The sequence below is a fragment of the Vibrio salilacus genome (assembly GCF_002811245.1).
GTDB lineage: Bacteria > Pseudomonadota > Gammaproteobacteria > Enterobacterales > Vibrionaceae > Vibrio > Vibrio salilacus.
The window spans coordinates 124,857-148,802 of the sequence record NZ_NIVQ01000003.1; the positions used below are offsets into that span (position 1 = coordinate 124,857).

The window sequence follows — 23,946 nt, forward strand, 5'->3', positions numbered from 1 at the left end:
GGAGTGATAATTTAAGCTTACTTACAGTTAAGCTTATGAAAATAAATGGAACTTTCACTAGATATTCTCACTTTACTCTTTTTTGTGGCGTCGGTCGCGGGATTTATAGATGCGATGGCAGGCGGCGGAGGGTTATTGACGCTTCCCGCGCTGCTTGCAGCTGGTGTCCCTCCGACACAAGCGCTGGCCACCAATAAGTTGCAAAGCTCATTTGGTAGCTTTTCGGCCAGTTGGTATTTTGTTCGGCGCGGGATTGTGGATCTAAAGTCGCTGCGTTTAGCGATCATTTGTACTTTTATCGGAGCGGCTGTTGGCGCTGAAACGGTCCAGTATATTGACGCCACCCTACTAACGAGCTTAATACCACTACTCTTGATCGCCATCTCGGCGTACTTTTTATTAATGCCTAAAGCTCAAAGTCTCTCGGGTGAGGCAACATTGTCACAAGCCGTGTTCGCCTTCTCTGTCGGTGGAGGGGTAGGTTTTTACGACGGTTTTTTTGGACCGGGAACAGGCTCTATTTTTACCGTCTGCTTTGTTGCTTTGGGGAACTTTTCATTAGTCGATGCCACTGCACGGACCAAGGTTCTCAATTTCACCTCTAACATCGCTGCGCTGTTGTTTTTTATTCTGGCGGGGCTGCCAATTTGGGAGCTTGGGTTGGTGATGGCGATTGGTGGCTTTATCGGTGCAAGGTTAGGAGCTAAAGTGGTGATCAGTAGAGGGCAAAAGTGGGTGCGCCCTGTGGTGATTACAATGTCGATGTTAATGGCACTGAAGCTACTTTGGCAACAGCATCAGCCATTACTTCTATCACTGCTTTAATCCTAGGGTTACGCAGTGATGCTGAGCGAACACAGATATGAATAGGTCGATAAAGCGGTTTAATCTGTTCAAAGTGATGGCAATGAGCCGCGTCGATTTTTAATGTTTTAACCACAGATAATGGCACTAAAGCGGGCGCAATACCCGAGAGTGCAAGCTGGGCGGCGGCAGAGTAAGAGTCCATCTGCATTACAGGATACATGTTTAATTTGTCTAAGATCGCCAGTTGATAGGTGTTGGCGGAATTATTGAGATCATTGGTAATGATCGCTTGCGGTAAGCAATCCAAGCGACTCGCGCAAACGACATAAAATGGCTCGTCTAGCAGGTGATACGTGTTCAGGCCATGATGAGCTGGTAGGTGACCGGCACAAACACCTAAATGTGCCTTGCCTGACTGAACATGTTCAATGATCCTCGGAGTATGGTTGGTGGTAATCGTGATATGAGGATCGCGCTGAACGTGTTGGCCAAAAATCTCGGATAGATAACCTGCGACTAATGTTTCCGAGCAGTCAAGGCTTAGAATGCTATTATCGACTATCGATTGTTGCTCATAGATAAGTCCGCGTAACTCATTGAATGTTGGACCTATACTTTCAATCAGGTTTATCCCATCCTGAGTCAGTTGGACATTGCGCCCATCTGGAAGGATCAGTTTCTTGCCTAATCTCTTTTCAAGATTAGCGATGCGCTTACTGACTGCCGATTGGCTAATATAGAGTAAACTCCCCGTGCGACTCATCGTTTTCGCTTTACTTAGCACTAATAAGGTTTCTATGCCTTCCAATAGCATCTTTATTGCTCATGAGGTAATTGACTCGGTTACTTTAGCGGATAAAAAAACGGCGCTCAAGGAGCGCCGTCTTCAATCTTGATGCTGAGACTTATAGAGACTCAGTAAAAGTACGAGCGATAACGTCACGTTGTTGCTCTGTCGTCAGTGAGTTAAAACGCACTGCGTAGCCTGACACGCGAATGGTTAGCTGTGGGTATTTCTCTGGGTGAGCGACAGCGTCTTCCAGTGTTTCACGTTTAAGCACGTTTACGTTGAGGTGTTGACCACCTTCGATGCGTGGTGCCATTTCGATGGCAACCTCGCGACTTTCGTATTCACCAAGATCGCTCACTGCGATCACTTGGTCAGCTTCAAAGCCAGAGTTGGCTGCAACACAACGCGCTTCGTTTTTCTCGCTATCAAGTAGCCAGATAGAGTTAAGTAGATCGTCGTTTGCTGCTTTAGTAATTTGAATACCTTGGATCATCACTATCTCCTAGTCCACATTTATGGTTATTTGGTGTTAATTTTCGAATCTTGTTGAGCTACGTAATATATAGCGAATATCCCCTTAAATAGTATTGATTTAAGTCAAAAAACAAGCCAAAACATTAAAATATGAAAGGTCACTTTGTTGTTTAAAATCAACAAAACATTAAAAATCAACAGGTTTAAAAAGATTTTATATTATAAAAAATAGTTTAATTGCCTTTATGTAGTAAATTTACCACAATGTTATCGATAATTTTGAAATGAATTAGATAATTCGTTGTAATTAGGTCAGTGAACTGAAAGTCAAAAGTGATTGCTGTAATAGAGAACACGGCAGGGAATCAACTTAGGCATGCGCTATTTAAGAGCGATGCACATTAATGACTCAAACATAGCCTTGGGTGGCAAAGTCGATAGGCATCATTTACTCGGTCAAGGTGAGATTGGTTGGGACTGTTTTGAATATATTGCTAAAGATGCAAGGTTTGATGATATCCCATTGATTTTAGAAACAATCGATCCTGATACTTGGTCACAAGAGATCAACAAGCTGCGCCAGTTTCACCTTCAGACGCTGGCGTAATAGCCGTGAAGTGCAAAAGTGGCATCATTTTTTCATGGTAGTGATGGAATCGCACAACATTGAGGATGCCATTATGCCTTTTTCACACTCATACTTCACTGCACGTCCTATGCGTTTACCAACACCAAACCGTCATGTTACAGGGCAGGGGCACTACCGCACGCCACAAAAACACTAACCTCTTTGTTCCTTCTATTTATTCTGCGACAATCACAGCGTATGAACAGTAGAAGGAATAGAGCATGACTTCATCACTAAGCTGGCATGACGTTATTGGCGCTGAAAAACAGCAGGACTACTTCCAGAACACGCTCGCGTTTGTTGAAACCGAGCGCGCTGCGGGCAAGGTTATATACCCGCCAAGGCAGGATGTGTTTAATGCGTTTAAGGCCACTGAGTTTCATGACGTTAAAGTGGTTATCATCGGTCAAGATCCGTATCACGGACCGAACCAAGCCCATGGTTTGTGTTTTTCTGTGTTACCCGGTGTAAAAACACCGCCTTCATTGCTTAATATGTATAAAGAGCTTGCACAAGATATTGCTGGCTTTGACATTCCTCAGCATGGTTACTTACAAAGCTGGGCTGAGCAAGGTGTGTTATTGCTTAATACCGTATTGACGGTTGAGCAGGGTAAAGCTCATTCTCACGCTAAGTCGGGGTGGGAGACTTTTACAGATAAAATCATTGAAGCAATTAATCTCCATCAGTCGGGGGTGGTATTTTTATTGTGGGGGGCACACGCGCAGAAAAAAGGACGCTTTATTGATCGCTCTCGACATTATGTTCTTGCGGGGCCTCATCCATCACCACTGTCAGCACATCGCGGTTTTTTGGGATGTCGTCACTTCTCTCAAACTAATCAAATTTTGAACCAGCAAGGCAAACCGTCGATTGAGTGGCGCCTGCCGTTAACGCTATAAAGGTTTTATTTGTATTAACTTGTGCGTTTTTCGAACAGTGTCAAAGCGACACTAGTTGTTCTCTTATACACTTAAAAAATGAAGTGTAAGGAGAAACGCTATGATGATAGAAAGGATCCGACGCGAACATGGCTATATGGTACGCCTACTAGCCCTACTACGACATAAGCTCAATATGCTCAAAAGTGAGCGCCAAGTTAATTATGGTATTTTGCGTGAGTTAGTTGACTACCTCACTAATCACGCAGAAAAAGTTCATCATCCTAAAGAAGATATCCTGTACCACTATTATATAGAGCACTATGGTCATCATCATGAAATTGATAACCTCGAGCTTGAACACACAACCTTGTCAGAGAAAAGCCATGCGTTTTTAGATGTAGTTGAGATGGTGCTGCAAGACGCGGTCATCCCTCAGGATATGTTTATTGAACAGCTAGAGTCATTCTTAGACGCGCAGAAAAAGCATCTAGAAACTGAAGAAAAGTACATCTTCCCGTACTTAATTGATAAGTTTACCGTTAAGGATTGGCAAGCCGTCGAGGAGCGTTGGAGTGTGTGCGAGGACGACCCCGTATTCGGTTCCACCATTGCCGAGCAGTATCAACAGTTGGCAGGACGCGTGCATCAGACCGAGCGCGAGTGCACTTAGCGATGCGTTATTGTTCGATAAAAAAGAGGCGAAAACGCCTCTTTCTTCTAAAACTCGACCTTGTTTAAGTCGTCGTAACCAATATCCATGTCCATCAGTTCTTTTTGCAGACGTTGGCGGTCTTTGATTGCCTCTATTTCACGCCATTTTCGCTTCATCGGTTTTGAGCGACTTCCTCTTCCTTTAGGAAAATCCAGTTCAAAAATTTCTTCAAAGTTTAAGCCTTCCATAAGCGACCTCTTTTCTATGTCTATCCCTCTTGATGAGGAATTTTTTTAATACCATATAAATAAGAAATTTAACCTTGATTAGTTTCTCATTTGTTACGTTTCAATGAAGTTTTTACTGAGATTGTGCGAGGGATTCACAAAAAACTGACAGAAGTCTGGTGAATTTCTGTTCGTTTAGCTTTAAGTAAACGATTAAATTAGCGGTGCCGAATTGTTAATGAGGTACTCGTTGGGTGAGTAACTGGGCTAGTATGCAACTGGGAGGTTATTGCGATAATCGTTTACGCGCTGATACAGAGTACACTTATTTTACCGTACGATGTTAGACCTTGGTGGCTAAGGTTTCGTAACCGAATGTAAGAGACTAGGGTGCTATGTTTCGTTTATTGTGAAATGTTGTGGGGTTATTGTCGTGACATTGATTGTTTGTTGGTTTCTTGTGTTGTCTTGTGTTAATTGATGGTGATTATATAGTGAAAAATAACAATTAAATGAAGATTGATTCATATTGATTTTTCTTGTTCTTCGCTGCATTATCCGCCCGTCAAAAAATGTTGATACGTAAAATGGAAGCATGAAGCGAGTTTTACAGATCTAAACTGCATACACAATGACACCAACATGATATGAACGATTGACACTTGTTGGGCAGTTAGATGGATGGCTAGGAAGCAAAGGTCAGCGATAACTCACTATGAGGATGTTATGACAGATTTAATTAACTTAATGAATGACCTACTTTGGGGGTCGATTCTTGTTTATCTACTCGTCGGTGTTGGGGTTTACTTTACGGTCCGTTTAGGTTTTATCCAATTCCGCCACTTCGGCCATATGTTTTCAGTATTGAAGAACAGTCGTAAAGCAGACAAAGCGGGTATCTCATCTTTCCAAGCACTTTGTACTAGTCTAGCTGCTCGTGTTGGTACTGGTAACATGGCTGGTGTTGCTGTTGCGCTCACCGCTGGTGGACCAGGCGCTATTTTTTGGATGTGGCTAATTGCAATGCTCGGTATGGCAACATCGTTTGCCGAGAGCACACTAGCACAACTCTATAAAACCAAAGACGACGATGGCAACTACCGTGGCGGCCCTGCTTACTACATGGAAAAAGGCCTAGGTATGCGCTGGATGGGCGTATTGTTCTCAGTATTCCTTATTATTGCCTTTGGTCTAGTGTTCAATGCGGTACAAGCGAACTCGATTGCCAACGCGATGCACAATGCATTTGGCTGGGATAATGCCTATGTAGGTGTTGTCGTTGTTCTACTTTCTTCTGTGGTTATTTTTGGTGGCATTAAACGCATTGCACGCGTTGCAGAGCTAATCGTACCTATTATGGCGCTTGCCTATCTGCTGCTGGCGATGTTTATCATGGTCACTAACTTTGAGAAGTTACCTGCAGTATTAACGCTTATCTTTAAGAGTGCCTTTGGCTTGCAAGAAGCCGCAGCTGGTGGTCTGGGCTACGCGATTGCTCAAGCGATGATCAATGGTATCAAACGTGGTCTATTTTCGAATGAAGCGGGTATGGGTTCGGCACCGAATGCGGCGGCATCGGCAACGCCTTACCCGCCACACCCTGCTTCACAAGGTTACGTACAGATGCTTGGTGTCTTCATGGACACTATGGTTATCTGCTCTTCAACGGTGGCCATTATCTTGATGTCGGGTGAGTATGTACCGCACGGTGAAATCACTGGTATCGAATTGACTCAAGCGGCATTAAGTTCGCAAGTCGGTGATTGGGGGGGGATCTTCGTTGCCGTGGCGATCTTCTTTTTTGCCTTCACTTCAATTATTGCTAACTATTCGTACGCAGAAACCAACCTGATCTTCTTGGAGCACAACCATAAAGCAGGCCTGGGTATCTTCCGTATTATCGTACTAGGCATGGTAATGTTTGGTGCCATGGCATCACTGCCTGTTGTTTGGGCTTTGGCCGATGTTTCCATGGGCCTGATGGCGATTGTCAACTTGGTGGCGATTTTGCTGCTATCAGGTATCGTGATTAAACTGGCAAAAGATTACAACCGTCAACTGGATGAAGGTAAATTGCCAACCTTTGATTCGAATGACTTTCCTGAGTTGAAATCTCAGCTCGAAGAAGGTATTTGGGATCAGAGCAAAAAAGACTAATATAACCGTCATACTTGAAGTTGTAGCGTTGTTGCCTGCGTCAATTCCCCTAATCACATAGGGACACATGCTCATAGGGCGGAATGGACATGCCGCCTAGCTGCAACTCCAATTATTTAGGTTTTCAGATTTGCCTATCAAAACGATTTAAAAAGCCATGCAGACATTGCATGGCTTTTTTTGTAACCTATAGCTCAACGTACAATAGATAGAGTAAAGTCATGTTAGTTGTCGTGTCACCAGCGAAAACCTTAGATTATGAATCACCACTCGCAACGCAGAAGTATACCCAGCCAGAGTTGCTTGACTATTCACAACAGTTAATTGAAGTTTGCCGTCAATTAACACCTGCTGATGTTGCCAGTTTGATGAAAGTCAGTGATAAAATTGCTGATCTCAATGTTGGTCGTTTCCAGGAGTGGAGTGATACATTTACATTAGACAATGCACGTCAAGCTATCTTGGCATTTAAAGGTGACGTTTATACTGGCCTTGACGCCGAGTCTTTGTCGGAAGACGATTTCGCTTATGCTCAGGATCACCTGCGGATGCTATCTGGTCTCTATGGGTTACTTAGGCCACTTGATCTTATGCAGCCATACCGCCTAGAGATGGGAACTAAACTAGTCAGCGACAAAGGCAGTAACCTCTACCAGTTTTGGGGCAGTGTGATCACCGATAAACTTAATCAGGCGATTGCCAAGCAAGGTGACAATGTACTGATTAACTTAGCGTCGAATGAGTACTTTAAAGCGGTCAAACCCAAAGCGCTTGATGCGCAAGTGATTACCCCGGTATTTAAAGATTGCAAGAAGGGGCAATATAAAGTGATCAGTTTCTACGCCAAGAAAGCACGCGGTATGATGGCGCGCTATATTATCGACAACAGAATCTCTAGTGTCGCTGACTTAACTCAGTTTGATACGGCCGGGTATTACTTTGCCGAGCAGGAATCAACACCGACTGAATTGGTGTTTAAGCGCGAAGAGCAGTCATAGCAAAGAGAGGAAGGGGATCATGATCAACTGGCTTAAACGCTTAATCGCACGATACGACGTTTGGTGCCTATCGATGGGATTAACGCCGGAGAATAGGCGTCGCTGTGTGCCTTATCGTCGCGACCCATCTCATCATGACTCTGATAATTCTGAGGCGTAGACCTAGTGCGCCTTTTTGATACCCACTGCCATTTTGATTTTGCTCCTTTTGCTGATGATGTTACTGCCCATCTCGAACAGGCCCATAGCGTCGGTGTTGAGAGGATTATGCTGCCCTCTATTGGATCAGGAAATTGGCAATCAGTGCGCGATTTAGCTCGTCGACATTCTTCTCTTTACTATGCGCTTGGTTTTCACCCCTATTTTTTAACTCTCGATGCCTCGATCACACAACTTGAAAAGCAGCTTGATGAGCGTGATAACAAATGCGTTGCGGTAGGTGAGTGTGGCCTAGACGCTATGATTAACATCGACCCGCAGTGGCAGGAGAAACTGTTTATTGCTCAAGTTCGCTTAGCCCAGCAGAGCCAATTGCCCCTGGTGATTCACTGTCGGAAAAGTCAGCCACGATTGTTGCAATTGTTAAAGCAACTTCGTTTCGATCAAGGTGGAGTGGTGCACGGTTTTTCTGGTAGTTACCAACAAGCAATGCAGTGGGTTGAGCATGGTTTTTTCATTGGCGTCGGCGGCGTGATCACGTATCCACGTGCGCAGAAAACTCGTGATGCGATCGCTCAGCTTTCCTTACAGCATATCGTTTTAGAGACCGATTCCCCCGACATGCCATTGAATGGCCATCAAGGCAAGCCTAATCATCCTAAAATGATAGTTCAAATATTAACCTGCCTCTCGGAATTAAAGGAAATGCCTAAGCAAACGGTTGCTGAGAACGTTTGGGAAAATAGCAATTTGGCGTTCGGTATTTGCGAATAAATCCTAAATAAATTGTTTATTTGATGAATGCAGGTACATCTAAGTGTGACTTAATTCACGTAACCGAGTGAATGCATGATGAATCTTATCAGAAACTGTGAAGGCGGCATTACTTTATCAATGGACGGATGAGTATAATTGCGGCTTCTTATGAGCACCATTTTGTTACACGCCAATAAATAACCTATAAGGAAGTCATAAACTATGAGCCTGTTTATGAGCCTAGTCGGCATGGCAGTATTGCTAGGACTTGCATTACTACTGTCTGATAACCGCAAAGCTATCAATCTAAGAACTGTGGGTGGCGCTTTTGCTATCCAATTTATCATCGGTGGTTTCGTTCTTTACGTACCATGGGGTCGCGACCTACTGGCTGGCTTCTCAGCTGGTGTACAGAACGTCATCGATTACGGAAAAGACGGTACTGGTTTCCTATTCGGTAACCTTGTTAACTTCTCAGTTGACGGTATCGGTTTCATCTTTGCATTCCAAGTACTCCCAACACTAATCTTCTTCTCTGCACTTATCTCTGTACTTTACTACATTGGTGTTATGCAATGGGTTATCAAGATTCTTGGTGGTAGTCTACAAAAAGCACTAGGTACTTCACGCGCCGAGTCTTTGTCTGCAGCCGCGAACATTTTTGTTGGTCAAACAGAAGCGCCACTCGTGGTTCGTCCGTTTGTACCTAAAATGACTCAATCTGAGCTATTTGCCGTAATGTGTGGTGGTCTAGCGTCTGTTGCTGGTGGCGTACTAGCAGGTTACGCGTCTATGGGCGTTCCTCTAGAGTACCTTGTTGCAGCGTCATTCATGGCAGCACCTGGTGGACTATTGTTTGCTAAAATCATCAAACCTGAAACGGATACGCCAGATGAGAATCTAGGCAAGGATATGGACGGTGATGATAAACCGGCTAACGTTATCGATGCAGCCGCAGGTGGCGCCTCAGTAGGCTTGCAACTGGCACTAAACGTTGGTGCGATGCTTCTTGCCTTTGTTGGTTTGATTGCCTTAATTAACGGTATGCTTGGTGGTATTGGTGGTTGGTTCGGTATGCCAGAGCTAACACTTGAATTGCTTCTAGGTTATCTGTTCGCACCTCTAGCATTCTTTATCGGTGTTCCATGGGAAGAATCAGTTGTTGCCGGTTCATTTATCGGTCAAAAATTGGTTGTGAACGAATTCGTAGCTTACTTAAACTTCGTTCCTTACGTTGGTGAGAACGCGCAAATAGTTGCTTCGACAGGCGCTGTAATGTCTGAGAAAACACAAGCCATTATTTCATTCGCACTATGTGGTTTCGCCAACCTTTCTTCTGTAGCGATTCTACTCGGTGGTCTAGGTGGTCTAGCGCCAAACCGTCGTCACGATATCGCTCGTATGGGTGTTAAAGCGGTTTGTGCTGGTACACTATCTAACTTGATGGCAGCGACAATCGCTGGCTTCTTCCTATCTTTCTAATTAAGTAAGAAAGATTATATAGACGCCATTTTAAAAAACCCGTAGCCACACACTGTGTGCTACGGGTTTTTTTGTTTTCTTTCGTCGCATTTGCCCGCTAACGGTGAATATTTTTTTGTTTTGTTAGCGAGCAAAATACTTAGAAAGAGATCTGCCTAATTAGATTTAGGCAATAGGTTCGCAACGTTAGGAGATCGATAAGATTGAGTAAACGTTAAGCTGAATCTTTTTTGAGATACAAACCGTTTGCGCTCTATGAGTGACTACAGTTCCGCGATAAATATCTATAATGTAGTTAACTATAGAAAGTAGGGTAAAACTCATGAATGAAGTTATCCTCGCAACCTTGGCGGGTTTTGTTGTTGGAGTCCTGTTTTCGGCGCTTAAGTTACCTATACCAGCCCCGCCTGTTTTGTCGGGCATTATGGGCATTGTAGGGGTTTACTTAGGTGGCCTAACTTATCAATGGATCATTGATAATTTTTTTAGCTAGAGATAATCGATACAGGAGTATGATTATTGATAGCGGCAACATGAGTTGCTTGGGCTGAGCCCATAGACGTTATACACCGCAATCGCAGATTGTTGTGCCATAGACCAAACTGGTACTGTGCGGTGACAGGGATAGCAATTGGCATAGTTTCGCTGACTATGTCGAGTCTTCAAGGAACCAAGTCCGTTCATAAATGACTGCAGTTCTAAAATGTATTTAGAACTGTCACTTTTTGAATATTGATCGGAGATAGAAATGAGCGATTTAAAAGCAGCAGCACTACGTGCACTCAAACTTATGGACTTAACCACGCTGAATGATGATGACACTGATGCGAAAGTTATATCACTTTGTCATGACGCTAAATCAGCAGTAGGTAACACAGCTGCAATCTGTATATACCCTCGTTTTATTCCGATTGCGAAGAAAACACTTCGTGAGCAAGGCACACCAGAGATTCGTATTGCGACGGTCACTAACTTCCCACATGGAAATGACGATATTGACATCGCCGTGGCTGAAACAAAAGCAGCAGTGGCGTACGGTGCCGATGAAGTCGACGTGGTATTCCCATACCGTGCGCTGATGGCAGGTAACGAGGAAGTGGGTTTCGAGCTTGTTAAGCAATGTAAAGCGGCTTGCGGAGACATTTTGCTTAAAGTGATCATCGAAACCGGTGAGCTCAAAGAAGAAGCGCTGATCAAAAAGGCTTCTGAAATCTGTATCAAAGCGGGTGCCGACTTCATCAAAACCTCAACAGGTAAAGTGCCAGTAAACGCAACTCCAGAATACGCGCGCATGATGCTAGAAGTGATTCGTGACATGGGCGTTGCCGAAAGTGTGGGTTTCAAACCTGCTGGTGGCGTTCGTACGGCTGAAGATGCACAAGCGTATTTGGCAATGGCAGATGAGATCCTAGGTGACAACTGGGTGGATGCTCGTCATTACCGTTTTGGAGCGTCAAGCCTACTAACGAACCTACTTAATACATTAGAAGTCACAGACGAGACTGCTGATCCAGCAGCTTACTAATTTTCTCGTCATATTTGACGCCGCAGCGACAAATATTTAGAGAATTGATGAAAATAAAGTCTGTTTGGTGGGGCGGCATTTTGTCGTTCCACCCTACCTCTTAATCGACAACCATCGCTTTCTTTAGCGTGGGAGGATCTAATGTATCTACCTCAAGAAATCATCCGTAAAAAACGAGACGGCGAAGTTCTCACTGCCGACGAAATTAACTTCTTTATTCAAGGTGTGGCAAATAATAGCGTCTCTGAAGGTCAGATTGCAGCGTTTGCCATGACGATATTTTTTAATGAAATGACCATGCCTGAACGTATTGCTTTAACGTGTGCAATGCGTGATTCAGGCATGGTGATTGATTGGAGCCACAAGAACTTCGGTGGTCCAATCGTTGATAAACACTCAACCGGTGGTGTCGGTGACGTAACGTCACTGATGCTTGGCCCTATGGTGGCCGCATGTGGTGGTTTTGTACCCATGATCTCGGGTCGTGGCCTTGGTCACACTGGCGGTACACTTGATAAACTTGAGTCTATTCCAGGCTACAACATTACTCCAACCAATGAAGTGTTTGGTGATGTGACTAAAGACGCCGGTGTGGCTATCATCGGCCAAACGGGCGATCTTGCCCCGGCAGATAAGCGTGTTTACGCAACACGTGATATTACTGCGACAGTCGACAACATCTCACTGATTACTGCGTCAATTCTGTCTAAGAAACTAGCGGCGGGTCTTGAGTCGTTGGTGATGGATGTCAAAGTCGGTTCTGGCGCATTTATGCCAACGTATGAGGCGTCTGAAGAACTTGCCAAATCAATTGTCGCCGTGGCTAATGGTGCGGGTACTAAGACCACTGCAATCTTGACGGATATGAACCAAGTTCTTGCATCTTCAGCAGGTAACGCGGTTGAAGTGCGTGAAGCGGTACGATTCCTTACCGGTGAATACCGTAACCCACGTTTGCTTGAAGTGACCATGGCGTCATGTGCAGAGATGTTAGTGCTTGGCAAGCTGGCTGATAACACCGAAGACGCGCGTGCAAAATTGATGCAAGTGCTGGACAACGGTAAAGCAGCCGAGTGCTTTGGTAAAATGGTCGCAGGCTTAGGTGGCCCGGCAGATTTCGTTGAGAACTACGATAACTACCTTGGTAAAGCAGACATCATCAAACCTGTTTATGCGGATGAGTCGGGCGTCGTTTCGGCGATGGATACGCGCGCTATTGGTATGGCCGTCGTCGGAATGGGTGGTGGTCGCCGCGTGGCAACCGATACGATTGATTATGCGGTGGGTTTTGACCACTTCATTCGCCTTGGTGAACAAGCGTCAAGTGATAAGCCTTTGGCGGTCATTCATGCTCGCAATGAAGCGCAGTGGCAAGAAGCTGCGGATGCATTGAAACAAGCGATCACCGTTGGTGGTGAATACACGCCGACGCCAGAGATTTATCGTCAGATTCGCCCTGAAGACATTTAACCCCGTCATACTTGAAGTTGCAGCGTTGTTGACGGCGAAAATTCACCCTAATTACATAGAGCCTCTATGCTCATAGGGTTGAATGAGCTTGTCGCCTAGCTATAACTTTAATTATTTAAGGGGTAACATAATATTAACAAGATTGGTCGATTGAGCATTTGCTCTCGACCAGTTAAAGGAAGAGAGCAATGAAAAGAGCATTTATTTTAGTACTAGATTCATTTGGTATCGGTGAAACCGCTGATGCTGATAAGTTTGGTGATGTTGGAGCAGACACTCTCGGTCATATCGCTGAACAGTGTGCTCAAGGCTTAGCTGACAATGCTGATCGTCGCGGCCCGCTGACACTGCCAAACCTGTCTAAATTGGGGTTGGCGATGGCGCACAAAGAGTCAACAGGCCGTTTTGCTCCGGGTCTAGACGCTAACGCAGAGATCATCGGTGCCTATGGTCATGCGGCTGAGTTATCTTCAGGCAAAGACACGCCATCTGGTCATTGGGAAATTGCGGGTGTGCCGGTATTGTTTGATTGGGGGTATTTCACGGATAAACAGAACAGCTTCCCTACAGAGCTGACCGATCGTATTTTAGAGCGTGCAGGTTTGGATGGCTTCCTTGGCAACTGCCATGCATCGGGTACACAAGTGCTGGATGACTTAGGTGAAGCGCATATGAAGACAGGGCAACCTATTTTCTATACTTCTGCTGACTCGGTATTTCAAATTGCTTGTCACGAAGAGACGTTTGGCCTCGATCGCTTGTTAGAGCTGTGCCAAATTGCGCGTGAAGAGCTTGAAGATTACAATATTGGCCGTGTTATCGCGCGTCCATTTATTGGCCCAGGCAAAGGCCAATTTGAGCGTACTGGCAACCGCCGAGACCTTTCTCTAGAGCCACCATCAGCGACAGTGTTGCAAAAACTGGTCGATGAGAAGGGTGGTCAGGTTCACTCAATCGGTAAAATTTCCGATATTTATGCTGGCTGCGGTATTACGCAAAAAACCAAAGCAACGGGTATTCCTGCACTGTTTGAAGCGACAAAAGAAGCGATCAAAGTCGCGGCTGATAACACCATTGTCTTCACAAACTTTGTCGACTTTGACTCAGCGTACGGCCATCGCCGCGATGTTGCAGGCTATGCAGCAGCACTAGAGTACTTTGATGGTCGAATCAACGAAGTCATCGAAATGATGAAAGAAGACGATGTCTTGATCTTGACCGCTGACCATGGCTGTGACCCAACATGGCCAGGTACCGATCATACTCGCGAGCACATTCCTGTTCTCGTCTATGGGCCGAAAGTTCCCGCAGGTTCACTGGGTTTGCGCGAAAGTTTTGCTGATATTGGTCAAACGCTGGCCAGTTACTTCGGCATGTCACCAATGGATTACGGTAAGAACTTTCTGTAATCACTATCCATATTAATAGAGGGCCTGCCCCTCTATTATTCTTGTTATTGTTAACTAAGGACATTCAATCATGGCAACTCCACATATCAATGCAGAAATGGGCGCATTCGCCGATGTCGTTCTTATGCCAGGCGACCCCCTACGTGCCAAATACATTGCAGAAACTTTCCTAGAAGATGTTGTACAGGTATGTGACGTACGCAATATGTACGGTTTCACGGGCACTTATAAAGGTCGTAAAGTTTCTGTTATGGGCCACGGTATGGGTATTCCATCGTGCTCAATTTATGCCACTGAGCTAATCAAAGACTTCGGGGTTAAGAAAATTATCCGTGTCGGTAGCTGTGGTGCGGTTAGTGAAGATATTAAAGTTCGCGATGTTGTGATCGGCATGGGCGCATGTACTGACTCGAAAGTGAATCGTATTCGCTTTAAAGATCATGATTTTGCGGCAATTGCTGACTATAAAATGGTTCGCGCTGCAGAAGATGCGGCCAAAGCGCGCGGCATTGAGGTAAAAGTGGGTAACTTATTCTCTGCTGAGCTGTTCTACACGCCAGATCCAGAAATGTTTGATGTTATGGACAAGTACGGCATCGTCGGTGTTGAAATGGAAGCGGCTGGTATTTATGGTGTATGTGCCGAATATGGTGCGAAAGCGCTGACTATCTGTACGGTGTCTGATCATATCAAGACGGGTGAGCAAACTACGTCGGATGAGCGTCAAACTACCTTTAACGATATGATGATCATTGCGTTAGACTCAGTTCTTCTTGGTGATGCCGAGTAACAACGCTTCGCTCCGAGATCGGGTTTCGCCCTGCGAGGCTCGGGAACGGACTTCGTCCTTCTAGAACGGTTGGGATTATTAGCAAATCGAACGTTGCCAGCAGCGGTGGTATTTGTTATTGCTCAATTATCTAGATTGAAAAGAAGAGGGTTGACACTTAGTGTCAACCCTTAAATTTATCTTGTTTCCTGCTGCATATCTTTCAGCAGCAGGTTGTCGCCTTTGCGTTTGTTTGGCTTACGACGGAAGATTAAGACAATTAACATTCCGGCGATAAAACTCAGTCCGACCATGGTATACATATAGCGATCGCTTTTACGGTAATAATGATCAGAAAATGCCGTCAGCTTACCCGTTTCAAAAGTGACACGCACAAAACCAATCACATTTTTGTCACGAATGACGGGCTCTATGAGCTGCTGTTTGCCGATACGCGCGGTTTGTAGCGGAGTATCTAAACCGAGCATCTCGCGTACTGACTTCGCGTTGTCACTTGCGGCCAGTTTTACCCCTTCAGCATCATAGATGGTGGCATCAACAACCAAATCATCTTGCGCTAATTGATTGGCCAATTTAAGCAATTTTTCTTGATCTTGTTCGACGATTTTATCGTTAGCAGATAGAGAGGCTTGTGAGATAAGAATGTGGGTTAGAGTCTCTAACTGATTAGCTTGGATCTGCTCGTTGCCTTGACTGATTTTAACGCTGTTAATGGCAATCGTGACCACCATAGCGATCAACGAGAGTGTGCTCAACATTTTTATGGCGATCCGAAATGAAAACAAGGATGAGTCCACTTTTCACCTAATATAGAGTTTAATTATACTTAAGTGCATATTGAGACTTGCGCATTTAAATTGCAATAGGTTAACGTGTTGAGATATTTTATAGGAATGGTAAACATGGACACGTTGAAGACACTCTCTATACGTAAACACATCCCGCTTATCAACCGCTTGCCAGAAACCCGCTTTGCCACACAGTTTGATAAAGCCAAGGCAGGTTGGGTGGTTTTTGGTGATTACCTCTGCCCGAGTAAATTTGAAGATATCGACTTTTACGTCGGTTGTTACAACCCAGTGGTCGATGTCTGGAAAGTGGGCAAATATGAAGTTGCGCTTATGGCTGGTGAGTTGACGGATCAGCATGAAGAGATCTTGCAAGCTCTAGGACTTGATTATTCGACTTTGTATGATATCCCGGAGCTGTCAAAGCCAGGGCTGATTGTACTTGATATGGATTCGACAGCGATTCAGATCGAATGCATTGATGAAATCGCCAAATTGGCTGGCGTCGGTGAAGAGGTCGCACAAGTGACCGAACGAGCCATGCAAGGTGAGCTTGATTTTGAGCAAAGCTTGCGTCAGCGCGTGGCAAAGTTGGCCGGCGCTGACGAGTCGATACTGGAAACGGTTTGTTCAACATTACCCTTAATGCCGGAGTTACCTGAGCTGATTGCGACATTGCACCATTTCGGTTGGAAGGCGGCCATTGCCTCGGGCGGTTTTACCTATTTTTCAGATCACCTGCAGCAGTTACTGGATTTAGATCATGCCCAGTCAAACCAACTGGAGATTGTTGACGGTAAATTAACCGGTCAAGTACTAGGTGATGTAGTGAGCGCGCAAACCAAAGCAGACATTCTTGTTCAACTGGCTGAGCAGTACGATATTGAACTGCACAATACCGTTGCAGTAGGGGATGGCGCGAATGATTTGCTGATGATGAAGACCTCCGGCCTAGGCATTGCCTATCATGCTAAATCTAAAGTTGAGCGTGAGGCGCAAAGCGCGGTTAGGTATGCTGGTTTAGGTGGTATAGTGTGTATCCTATCGGCGCTACTGGTTAAGCAAAAACGCGTCAGCTATCAGACACAAGCCTAAAAACAATCAAAAGCGAGGCGATTGCCTCGCTTTACTTATTGTGTTAGCTCTAAACGTATCAACACTTCTTCTGTGATGTCGGTCAGTTCGCCGTAGCCGACAATACTCATCAGTTCTTTTTCGAGACTCCGTGCCTGATGTAGACTGATCTGAGTGAGCTCATTGAGATCTTTGCGCACTAGCGCTGTGATGGGGTCAAAGACCGGCGCACCACAAATACGTATGGCATAAAACTCACCGATGCTTTGCGCTTTTTTAACGAACACTAAGCGTTGTTTTAACGTTTCAAACTCGTTACTCAGTTTGGTTTCTATTGACTGAATGCGAGAGCCAAACTTTACGGCGGTAAGGTAGAGTTCATGGTATTGAGGTACCGAACCTTGGATATGTTTCATCGGTTGTGCTAGCAGGGTATTGGTGCGCCCTTTGTAGATTGGAGCCAGTGAAAAGGTTTTGTTTTTGCCCAGTTTGGCTAAAATGGCTAAATAAGGCTTTAGCGGATAATTAACCCCGATTGCTTTGGGGTGCAAACCGCCCATTTTTTTCTCGACATAAAGTGGTGAGCTGACCATTTTGTCGAGTAAGATATCATGCAACCCTTCTAGTAATTCATTACTTGGCAGTAATTCTTTCTTGGCAACCAGTTTTTCTTGGTTGTGATCGATTAACTTACCGAAAAACGCAATCGTACGCATAACCTGACTGTCTTCGGTAATCGCGAGCTGCAACTGTTTACCACTTGGGCTGATGCGAATAACCGTGTAAGGAACTTGGTTAAGTGGTAGTTTTTTATCGTAAAGTTGTAACTCTTTAAAGTTGATGCTACAACTTTCTCCCGCCTTGAGTGGGCTAGGGGTATTCAAGGCCAGGCTGATGCCATGTTTCGATATATCAATACTGGTGCCTTCGTAAACTGAGCCATCAAGCATTGACAGCGCCACCGGAGATTTAAATTCATATCTTAGCTCTTTACGTCGAGATTGAGCATCGAAGTAGATGCAAGCTGGGTTACTCTCTGGATTACGTGCGTGGCGGAAGCGATTAAGCTCACTACTCGCGAGGCGCGGTTTGTCGGTCAGCAGGTAATCATCTCGACTGGTGTGATCGGCAATCTCTTGCAGTATCCCACAATGGGTCAAACTGTTCGTCTCTAAACCCAACTCGTTTGAGTGTTCGGCGAGCGCGCTACGCTCTTCATCGGACAACTCAAATACTGATAAACGAAAGGCTTTCCAACTCTCTTTTTTGGCCCCAATATGCCAAAATAACTGCCTTTGTTCTCGATTCGCCTCTGGCATCATCATCGAAAAGAACAGTTTTTTCTCTTTATGTTCATGGGTAAAGGAGTAGATAACATTACTGCTGCCACGTAAGCCTGAAGCAGTGAGATGTGACATACGTTGTGGATTGAAAAGATTACTCAGGTTTTGCTGGTTTCTTTCATCGTGCCAGTATTGCCAAATAGGAAGATTGTTTTCCGTCATCAAGGTGAGTTTTAACTCATTGCCACTAAAAAACACCGGTAAGTTACAGGTGTGCTTAAGGTAGGTGTGCTCAAAACCTCGTGAACGGGCTCTAATGACTTTATCTTGATTGTCGTGACGTGCTTTTTGGTTATCACTGTTGAGTACATCAGCAATCACCGACTCTATAATCTTACTGGTATCAAGTTTCAGTAGGCGTAAAAATTTAACCGCATCATTTTCGTAAGATTCATCAATACCGACAATTCGATAAGGAATCGCTTTTTCGATTCCCTCGACGTCGATTTTTTGACTTAATTCAACCAGTTTTACGCTGATCTCTTCACCGAGTTTATAGTCAAACGCAGAGGGGACTTTAAATCTTGCGCCAGACGGTGATAGATCAACCGTTACGCCATGAATAACTTGACCCTTGTCTAGTTTTAACTCAATTTGAGACGACAGCTTGAGGCGGTTTTCACGCCGCTTAAGGTCATAGCCAAGGTTAATCGCCTCAACGTTGATCCCACCTTCAATGTTAGGGTTTGCGTCATTATCGATAGGTCGGCCACGTTGCTGCATGACACGAAAGTTATTGTGAGTGTTAGACAGAGCTTCCCACACCCCTTCCGTATAACCACCGAACTTACGAGTATTTTTATGGTAAGCATTAAAGGCGACATCATCTAGCCAATGCTTGAGGCCATCGAGCTCATACTCGCGACATTCGCCCTTTACTCGACCACGTAAGTCGATGGGTTTTGTGCATGGTGCCATAACACGGTTAAGTTCCATCTTAACCAATATCTTGACCGACGGCGGATCGTCCTCAGTCATTTGACCAAGGAGGAATTCAAAATCTTGCGAATGGTAAACGGGGATTAGCCGCTCAGCCAGTGAGAGAATTTCTGGTTGCTGCATATTTTTTTGTTAGAGTGTCCCTTACCCAACATATCGACCTTGATATCTAGATCTTTAATGATATGTTACTGCGGGTCAAGTCGACACCGTGGGATAAACACGTCAGTGTGTTGTTTACGTCACAATTAAACTATTTATAAGTCTGAGGATACATGGCAAAAGCGAAACGAGCATACGTCTGTAATGACTGTGGGGCGGATTTTCCCCGTTGGCAAGGACAATGTAATGCCTGTGGTGCATGGAATACCATCAGTGAGGTCCGTTTAGCGGCGTCTCCGACGGTCGCAAGACATGAGCGATTGTCTGGTTATGCCGGAGCAACCAGTGAAACGCAGGTTCAGGTTTTGTCAGACATTGATCTGCAAGAAGTACCGCGTTTTACCAGTGGTTTCAAAGAGTTTGACCGAGTACTTGGTGGCGGGGTCGTCCCCGGTGCGGCGATTTTGATTGGTGGTAGCCCTGGTGCAGGCAAGTCGACATTACTGCTACAAACCATGTGTTACTTAGCATCGCAAATGCCCACGCTGTATGTTACCGGTGAGGAGTCGTTGCAACAAGTCGCGATGCGTGCCTCACGGCTTGGTTTGCCGAAAGATAATCTCAAAATGCTGTCAGAAACCAATGTCGATCGTATTTGTCAAATCGCTGAAAAAGAGCAGCCACGAATGATAGTCATTGACTCGATCCAGGTCATGCATGTGGCGGATGTTCAATCTTCACCCGGTAGTGTTGCTCAGGTCCGTGAGGCGGCGACCGCTTTAACTCGTTATGCTAAACAGAATAATGTGTCGGTGTTTATGGTTGGGCATGTCACGAAAGATGGTTCACTGGCTGGGCCTAAAGTGCTCGAACATATTATTGACTGCTCGGTGTTGCTTGATGGTGGCACTGATACCCGTTTCCGTACACTGCGGAGCCATAAGAATCGTTTTGGTGCGGTCAATGAGCTGGGGGTTTTTGCCATGACGGAGCAGGGGCTAAGAGAGGTCAGTAATCCATCGGCGATCTTTTTGTCGCGCGGCGAGGAAGAGACGTCAGGCAGTTCGGTGATGGTCGTTTGGGAAGGTACGCGGCCCTTATTAGTCGAAATTCAAGCCTTGGTTGATTACTCACAATTGGCTAATCCGCGTCGGGTTACGGTCGGGCTCGAGCAAAACCGCTTATCTTTGCTGTTGGCGGTATTACACAAGCACGGTGGCTTACAAATGGCCGACCAAGATGTGTTTGTCAATGTCGTTGGTGGCGTTAAAGTGACCGAAACCAGTGCCGATTTAGCGTTAGTGATGGCGCTGTTATCGAGCTTTCGTGATAGACCGTTACCTAAAGACGTGGTGGTGTTTGGCGAAGTCGGTCTAGCAGGAGAAATTCGCCCAGTGCCGAGTGGACAAGAGCGTTTGAATGAAGCCTTTAAGCATGGCTTCAAAAGAGCGATTGTGCCCTCTGCCAATATGCCCAAAGGCGGTATTGCGGGGATGCAAATTCATGGTGTGAAGAAACTCTCTGAGGCGATTGAAGCGTTTGACGAATTATAGATGAAATGAAACTGAGGTATCATGCCAGAAACGAGGGACGAGTTATCAGGAATCGATACTGTGAGTTAACCACTTAGATTCTGAATCACACTCGTGCCTCGTTGTTCAGAATGACCCGTTTGGCGTTAAGTTTCAGTCGCCTGCTATAACATATCTACGGCTTTCTCTACCGCTGCTACCAGCCTTTCTACATCTTGTTGTGTGTTGTACAAAGCAAAAGAGGCGCGAATGGTGCCCTTAACGCCCAGAGCATCCATCAAAGGGTGTGCGCAGTGGTTGCCAGCACGCACCGCGATACCTTGCTGATCGAGTAACGTTGCTACATCTTGATGGTGCACGCCGTCAACCACAAACGAGATAACCGAAGCATTGGGTTGATAGCCAATGATGCGAACATCCTCTAGTTGAGAGAGTCCTTGGTGAGCTTGCTTAACGAGTTGATGGACATATTGCTCAACCTGCTTGTGGTTGAAGGTTTGAACCCATTCGATAGCCTTTGCTAACGCAAGGGCGCCAGCCACATTGGGCGTACCTGCTTCAAACTTTCCGGGCAACTGGCTGAAAGTGGTTGCGGCAAAAGAGACGCGCTCCACCATCTTTCCGCCACCATGCCAAGGTGGCATGGCCTCTAGTAGTGCGAGTTTGCCATACAAAACCCCAATACCAGCCGGCGCAAACAGTTTATGGCCGGAGAAAACATAAAAATCGGCATCCAGTGTTTGTACATTGACAGGTTCATGCACGACGCCTTGAGCGCCATCAATCACGACCACTGCCCCAACAGCATGAGCGAGCTTAATCATCAGCTCTATCGGCTGGCGAGTTCCGGTGACATTGGTGATATGCGCTATGGCGACGATTTTAGTCGCACTACTCAGTTGCTGTCTGAAGGCATCAAGGTCAAGTTGGCAGCCAGGCAGCATTGGTATCTTGACCACTTTTGCCCCTGTTTGCTCGGCGACGATTTGCCACGGGACAATATTGGCATGATGTTCCATCTCACCGACCAATATTTCATCACCTGGCTTTAATGTATTACGTGCGTAGGTTTGAGCAATCAAATTGATCGCTTCAGTTGCGCCGCGTGTCCAAATCACCTCTTTAGTTGAGTGAGCACCAATAAAGTCAGTGATGGTCTGTCGAGCTTGCTCAAATTGACTGGTTGCCTGAGCGGTAAGACTATGGTTACCGCGATGGACATTGGCATTGGCTTGGCTGTAGTAGTGACTGATAGTATCAATCACGCACTGGGGTTTCTGCGTCGTTGCCGCGCTGTCTAAATAGACTAAGCGCTGCTCATTAACCTGTTGGTTTAAAGCGGGGAATTGAGCGCAAATCTGGCGTATATCAAGCATTACGCTTCACCGAGTTTTGAGTAGTGCAACGTTGGTAGTGTCACCATAGGTTCTGCAACTTGCCAAGCGAGTGCTTTTCCTGACAGGTTTATAATAATTTCTATCGCAAACTCCAATGCCGTGCCTGGCCCTTGGCTAGTTAATAAACGGTGATTTACATCATAAGTGACACGTTTCACTCGCCAGTTTTTCTTCTCAATATGCGACTCAAAACTAGGGTGGCAAGTCATCAAAGCGTCAGGGTAAAGGTTGTGATGAGCCAATACTAAAGCGGGTGCTGCGCAAATAGCGGCGACCAGTTTCCCTTCGTACATTTGTTGGCGGATAATCTCGATCAGTACTGTGCTGTCGCGAAAAACTTCGGCTCCTTGAACGCCACCGGGTAAGATTACTGCATCAAATTCATCATCGGCAATATCGACCAGTTTACAATCGGCGGTTAAAGTCACTCCGCGAGAAGCTTTGAAGCTTAATCGACCGTCGAAGTCTGCGCTGGCGACGACCACGTCGTAACCTGCTCTCACCATAATATCGATGATGGTGACGGCTTCCATTTCTTCGCTGCCCGGTGCGATAGGGACCAGTACTTTCTTACTCATTGCTGCTTCCAACTCTGCTCGATCTGTTTAATCTGTTGATATAGGTGTTGATTGATGGGAGTGTCGATGCCATGAACGGCGGCACGCTCAATCAAATAACCACTAATGAAGTCTATCTCGCTTCGCCGCTGATGGGCAATATCTTGCTGCATCGATGAGTGATTACTTGCCGTCGCTTGTACGACTTCGTTGACCGTTTGTGTTAGTTCTGCTCGCTGACAGGGAATGCCTTCAGCGTTCAACACTTGGCACACTTCATCGAGCAACGCGGCAAGCTGGGTTTGATAGCGTGGATGGCTTAGCTCGCCATTGGTAATTTGCTCGATGGCGGTCAAAGGGTTAATCGCACAGTTGATAGCAAGCTTGGTCCACAACGCCTGTTCGATAGTATGGTTCCATACCACCCGAGGTAACGCGTGATCCATCACGTCAGCTAAAAACTGGCACTGCTTTCCTGTTGAATTGTAACCGCCAATGTGGGTTTGACCTTGACCAGTATGGAGAACGCGTAATGGTTCCGGTTTATAAGCGCCATGAGTGGTGGTCGCAAGTATGAGAGGGTTGGCCGCAAAGCGTTTGGCGGTGGTTTGTGCACTGCCCATGCCATTATGCATCAACATAATCATGGTATCGGCATTGATGTCGTCTTGCAGCGGAGCTAGAGCTTTCTCGACTTGCCACGCTTTGACTGCCACTAAAATCAGATCGGCCTGTCGAACGGATAAAAGGTCGCAATTGAGGAACGCAATACTGGGCCGGTTATCAAGAGTAATTACAAGCTCACTGGCTTTTGATGTTGACCAGACTGACACCTTATGGCCAGCATGGTGAAAGTGTGTTGCCCAAAGTGCACCGATGGCACCCGGACCAAGAATAACAATATTCACGCTTTACTCACCTAGCAAACTATTTTCAGCAAGGATAATGAGCGCTAACAGGAAAGCAAATAAAAATGGCACTCGAAGGTGCCATTTTTGCGCTAATC

At 45.7% G+C, this 23,946-nt stretch carries 23 protein-coding genes and 1 pseudogene; 16 read left to right on the forward strand and 8 right to left on the reverse strand.

The genetic code is table 11. From position 1 onward, the window contains the following. Window positions 1-45: 45 nt before the first annotated feature. A complete protein-coding gene (locus tag CDZ87_RS03145; RefSeq protein ID WP_100752130.1) occupies window positions 46-825 on the forward strand; it encodes a TSUP family transporter in 780 nt (259 codons plus the stop codon). Here CDZ87_RS03145 and CDZ87_RS03150 read toward each other — a convergent pair. Together CDZ87_RS03150 and grcA are read right to left on the reverse strand one after the other, a co-directional pair. Then, entirely contained in the window at window positions 752-1,621 is an 870-nt protein-coding gene (locus CDZ87_RS03150) for a LysR family transcriptional regulator (RefSeq protein ID WP_100752131.1), read from the reverse strand. The two genes, CDZ87_RS03145 and CDZ87_RS03150, sit on opposite strands and share 74 nt — an antisense overlap. Window positions 1,622-1,712: 91 nt before the next feature. After that, window positions 1,713-2,090, reverse strand: a complete 378-nt coding sequence (grcA, locus tag CDZ87_RS03155; protein ID WP_038174105.1) for an autonomous glycyl radical cofactor GrcA — start codon at window positions 2,088-2,090, stop codon at window positions 1,713-1,715. 351 nt (window positions 2,091-2,441) lie between these two features. Here grcA and CDZ87_RS03160 point away from each other — a divergent pair. From CDZ87_RS03160 to CDZ87_RS03170, 3 genes and pseudogenes are all read left to right on the forward strand, one after another. After that, a pseudogene (locus tag CDZ87_RS03160) lies at window positions 2,442-2,678 on the forward strand (TIM barrel protein); the annotation flags it as partial. Window positions 2,679-2,920: 242 nt separating this feature from the next. Next, window positions 2,921-3,601: a uracil-DNA glycosylase gene (ung, locus tag CDZ87_RS03165; protein ID WP_100752132.1), complete on the forward strand. Its 681-nt coding sequence runs from the start codon at window positions 2,921-2,923 to the stop codon at window positions 3,599-3,601. Between the two features lie 100 nt (window positions 3,602-3,701). Continuing rightward, window positions 3,702-4,253 (forward strand): hemerythrin domain-containing protein, encoded by a 552-nt coding sequence (locus CDZ87_RS03170; protein ID WP_100752133.1) that lies wholly within the window; start codon window positions 3,702-3,704, stop codon window positions 4,251-4,253. A gap of 47 nt (window positions 4,254-4,300) precedes the next feature. On the opposite strand, the gene CDZ87_RS03175 is transcribed toward CDZ87_RS03170, so the two are convergent. Beyond that, window positions 4,301-4,483, reverse strand: a complete 183-nt coding sequence (locus tag CDZ87_RS03175; RefSeq protein WP_100752134.1) for a DUF3545 family protein — start codon at window positions 4,481-4,483, stop codon at window positions 4,301-4,303. Between the two features lie 705 nt (window positions 4,484-5,188). On the opposite strand from CDZ87_RS03175, the gene CDZ87_RS03180 reads away from it, so the two are divergent. The 10 genes from CDZ87_RS03180 (at window position 5,189) to deoD (ending at window position 15,208) form a co-directional block, all read left to right on the forward strand. Next, complete coding sequence (locus tag CDZ87_RS03180) at window positions 5,189-6,619, forward strand: alanine/glycine:cation symporter family protein (RefSeq protein WP_100752135.1); 1,431 nt, start codon at window positions 5,189-5,191, stop codon at window positions 6,617-6,619. Window positions 6,620-6,840: 221 nt separating this feature from the next. After that, a complete protein-coding gene (gene yaaA, locus CDZ87_RS03185; RefSeq protein WP_100752136.1) occupies window positions 6,841-7,617 on the forward strand; it encodes a peroxide stress protein YaaA in 777 nt (258 codons plus the stop codon). A 19-nt stretch (window positions 7,618-7,636) separates the two neighbouring features. Next, window positions 7,637-7,777 carry a DUF5363 family protein gene (locus CDZ87_RS17220; protein ID WP_216639374.1) on the forward strand — a complete coding sequence of 47 codons (141 nt, stop codon included), beginning with the start codon at window positions 7,637-7,639 and terminating at the stop codon, window positions 7,775-7,777. Window positions 7,778-7,782: 5 nt separating this feature from the next. Continuing rightward, the gene (locus CDZ87_RS03190; protein ID WP_100752137.1) at window positions 7,783-8,550 is read left to right on the forward strand and encodes a TatD family hydrolase; all 768 of its coding nucleotides are present in this window, start codon (window positions 7,783-7,785) and stop codon (window positions 8,548-8,550) included. 204 nt (window positions 8,551-8,754) lie between these two features. Continuing rightward, window positions 8,755-10,014, forward strand: coding sequence for a NupC/NupG family nucleoside CNT transporter (locus CDZ87_RS03195; RefSeq protein WP_100752138.1), 1,260 nt, complete (start codon window positions 8,755-8,757; stop codon window positions 10,012-10,014). Window positions 10,015-10,336: 322 nt separating this feature from the next. After that, window positions 10,337-10,507, forward strand: a complete 171-nt coding sequence (locus tag CDZ87_RS03200) for a XapX domain-containing protein (RefSeq protein ID WP_100752139.1) — start codon at window positions 10,337-10,339, stop codon at window positions 10,505-10,507. 255 nt (window positions 10,508-10,762) lie between these two features. Next, window positions 10,763-11,539, forward strand: a complete 777-nt coding sequence (gene deoC, locus CDZ87_RS03205; protein WP_100752140.1) for a deoxyribose-phosphate aldolase — start codon at window positions 10,763-10,765, stop codon at window positions 11,537-11,539. A gap of 141 nt (window positions 11,540-11,680) precedes the next feature. After that, complete coding sequence (gene deoA / locus CDZ87_RS03210) at window positions 11,681-13,009, forward strand: thymidine phosphorylase (RefSeq protein WP_100752141.1); 1,329 nt, start codon at window positions 11,681-11,683, stop codon at window positions 13,007-13,009. A gap of 188 nt (window positions 13,010-13,197) precedes the next feature. Next, window positions 13,198-14,418 (forward strand): phosphopentomutase, encoded by a 1,221-nt coding sequence (locus tag CDZ87_RS03215; protein ID WP_100752142.1) that lies wholly within the window; start codon window positions 13,198-13,200, stop codon window positions 14,416-14,418. 70 nt (window positions 14,419-14,488) lie between these two features. Then, a complete protein-coding gene (gene deoD / locus CDZ87_RS03220; protein WP_038174087.1) occupies window positions 14,489-15,208 on the forward strand; it encodes a purine-nucleoside phosphorylase in 720 nt (239 codons plus the stop codon). Between the two features lie 176 nt (window positions 15,209-15,384). Here deoD and CDZ87_RS03225 read toward each other — a convergent pair whose 3' ends face one another. Beyond that, window positions 15,385-16,005, reverse strand: coding sequence for a YtjB family periplasmic protein (locus CDZ87_RS03225; RefSeq protein ID WP_100752143.1), 621 nt, complete (start codon window positions 16,003-16,005; stop codon window positions 15,385-15,387). Window positions 16,006-16,110: 105 nt separating this feature from the next. Between CDZ87_RS03225 and serB the strand changes: the two genes are divergently transcribed. Beyond that, window positions 16,111-17,091 carry a phosphoserine phosphatase gene (gene serB, locus CDZ87_RS03230; RefSeq protein WP_100752144.1) on the forward strand — a complete coding sequence of 327 codons (981 nt, stop codon included), beginning with the start codon at window positions 16,111-16,113 and terminating at the stop codon, window positions 17,089-17,091. A gap of 35 nt (window positions 17,092-17,126) precedes the next feature. Here serB and CDZ87_RS03235 read toward each other — a convergent pair whose 3' ends face one another. Beyond that, window positions 17,127-19,475: a PilZ domain-containing protein gene (locus tag CDZ87_RS03235; protein ID WP_100752145.1), complete on the reverse strand. Its 2,349-nt coding sequence runs from the start codon at window positions 19,473-19,475 to the stop codon at window positions 17,127-17,129. Window positions 19,476-19,627: 152 nt separating this feature from the next. Between CDZ87_RS03235 and radA the strand changes: the two genes are divergently transcribed. Continuing rightward, window positions 19,628-21,007 (forward strand): DNA repair protein RadA, encoded by a 1,380-nt coding sequence (radA, locus tag CDZ87_RS03240; protein ID WP_100752146.1) that lies wholly within the window; start codon window positions 19,628-19,630, stop codon window positions 21,005-21,007. 143 nt (window positions 21,008-21,150) lie between these two features. On the opposite strand, the gene csdA is transcribed toward radA, so the two are convergent. The 3 genes from csdA to panE are packed head-to-tail and all read right to left on the reverse strand — an operon-like array spanning window position 21,151 to window position 23,848. Then, window positions 21,151-22,362, reverse strand: a complete 1,212-nt coding sequence (csdA, locus tag CDZ87_RS03245) for a cysteine desulfurase CsdA (RefSeq protein WP_100752147.1) — start codon at window positions 22,360-22,362, stop codon at window positions 21,151-21,153. Further along, on the reverse strand, window positions 22,362-22,961 hold the full coding sequence (locus CDZ87_RS03250; RefSeq protein WP_100752148.1) for a DJ-1 family glyoxalase III: 600 nt from the start codon (window positions 22,959-22,961) through the stop codon (window positions 22,362-22,364). The genes csdA and CDZ87_RS03250 overlap by 1 nt, the downstream gene beginning before the upstream one ends. Next, a complete protein-coding gene (gene panE / locus CDZ87_RS03255; protein WP_100752149.1) occupies window positions 22,958-23,848 on the reverse strand; it encodes a 2-dehydropantoate 2-reductase in 891 nt (296 codons plus the stop codon). The genes CDZ87_RS03250 and panE overlap by 4 nt, the downstream gene beginning before the upstream one ends. Between the last annotated feature and the right edge of the window lie 98 nt (window positions 23,849-23,946).

Coding starts and splice junctions, on each gene's coding strand:
- CDZ87_RS03145 (WP_100752130.1), top strand. CDS start 46: ATGGAACTTTCACTAGATATTCTCACTTTACTCTTTTTTGTGGCGTCG.
- CDZ87_RS03150 (WP_100752131.1), bottom strand. CDS start 1,621: ATGCTATTGGAAGGCATAGAAACCTTATTAGTGCTAAGTAAAGCGAAA.
- grcA (WP_038174105.1), bottom strand. CDS start 2,090: ATGATCCAAGGTATTCAAATTACTAAAGCAGCAAACGACGATCTACTT.
- ung (WP_100752132.1), top strand. CDS start 2,921: ATGACTTCATCACTAAGCTGGCATGACGTTATTGGCGCTGAAAAACAG.
- CDZ87_RS03170 (WP_100752133.1), top strand. CDS start 3,702: ATGATGATAGAAAGGATCCGACGCGAACATGGCTATATGGTACGCCTA.
- CDZ87_RS03175 (WP_100752134.1), bottom strand. CDS start 4,483: ATGGAAGGCTTAAACTTTGAAGAAATTTTTGAACTGGATTTTCCTAAA.
- CDZ87_RS03180 (WP_100752135.1), top strand. CDS start 5,189: ATGACAGATTTAATTAACTTAATGAATGACCTACTTTGGGGGTCGATT.
- yaaA (WP_100752136.1), top strand. CDS start 6,841: ATGTTAGTTGTCGTGTCACCAGCGAAAACCTTAGATTATGAATCACCA.
- CDZ87_RS17220 (WP_216639374.1), top strand. CDS start 7,637: ATGATCAACTGGCTTAAACGCTTAATCGCACGATACGACGTTTGGTGC.
- CDZ87_RS03195 (WP_100752138.1), top strand. CDS start 8,755: ATGAGCCTGTTTATGAGCCTAGTCGGCATGGCAGTATTGCTAGGACTT.
- CDZ87_RS03200 (WP_100752139.1), top strand. CDS start 10,337: ATGAATGAAGTTATCCTCGCAACCTTGGCGGGTTTTGTTGTTGGAGTC.
- deoC (WP_100752140.1), top strand. CDS start 10,763: ATGAGCGATTTAAAAGCAGCAGCACTACGTGCACTCAAACTTATGGAC.
- deoA (WP_100752141.1), top strand. CDS start 11,681: ATGTATCTACCTCAAGAAATCATCCGTAAAAAACGAGACGGCGAAGTT.
- CDZ87_RS03215 (WP_100752142.1), top strand. CDS start 13,198: ATGAAAAGAGCATTTATTTTAGTACTAGATTCATTTGGTATCGGTGAA.
- deoD (WP_038174087.1), top strand. CDS start 14,489: ATGGCAACTCCACATATCAATGCAGAAATGGGCGCATTCGCCGATGTC.
- serB (WP_100752144.1), top strand. CDS start 16,111: ATGGACACGTTGAAGACACTCTCTATACGTAAACACATCCCGCTTATC.
- CDZ87_RS03235 (WP_100752145.1), bottom strand. CDS start 19,475: ATGCAGCAACCAGAAATTCTCTCACTGGCTGAGCGGCTAATCCCCGTT.
- radA (WP_100752146.1), top strand. CDS start 19,628: ATGGCAAAAGCGAAACGAGCATACGTCTGTAATGACTGTGGGGCGGAT.
- csdA (WP_100752147.1), bottom strand. CDS start 22,362: ATGCTTGATATACGCCAGATTTGCGCTCAATTCCCCGCTTTAAACCAA.
- CDZ87_RS03250 (WP_100752148.1), bottom strand. CDS start 22,961: ATGAGTAAGAAAGTACTGGTCCCTATCGCACCGGGCAGCGAAGAAATG.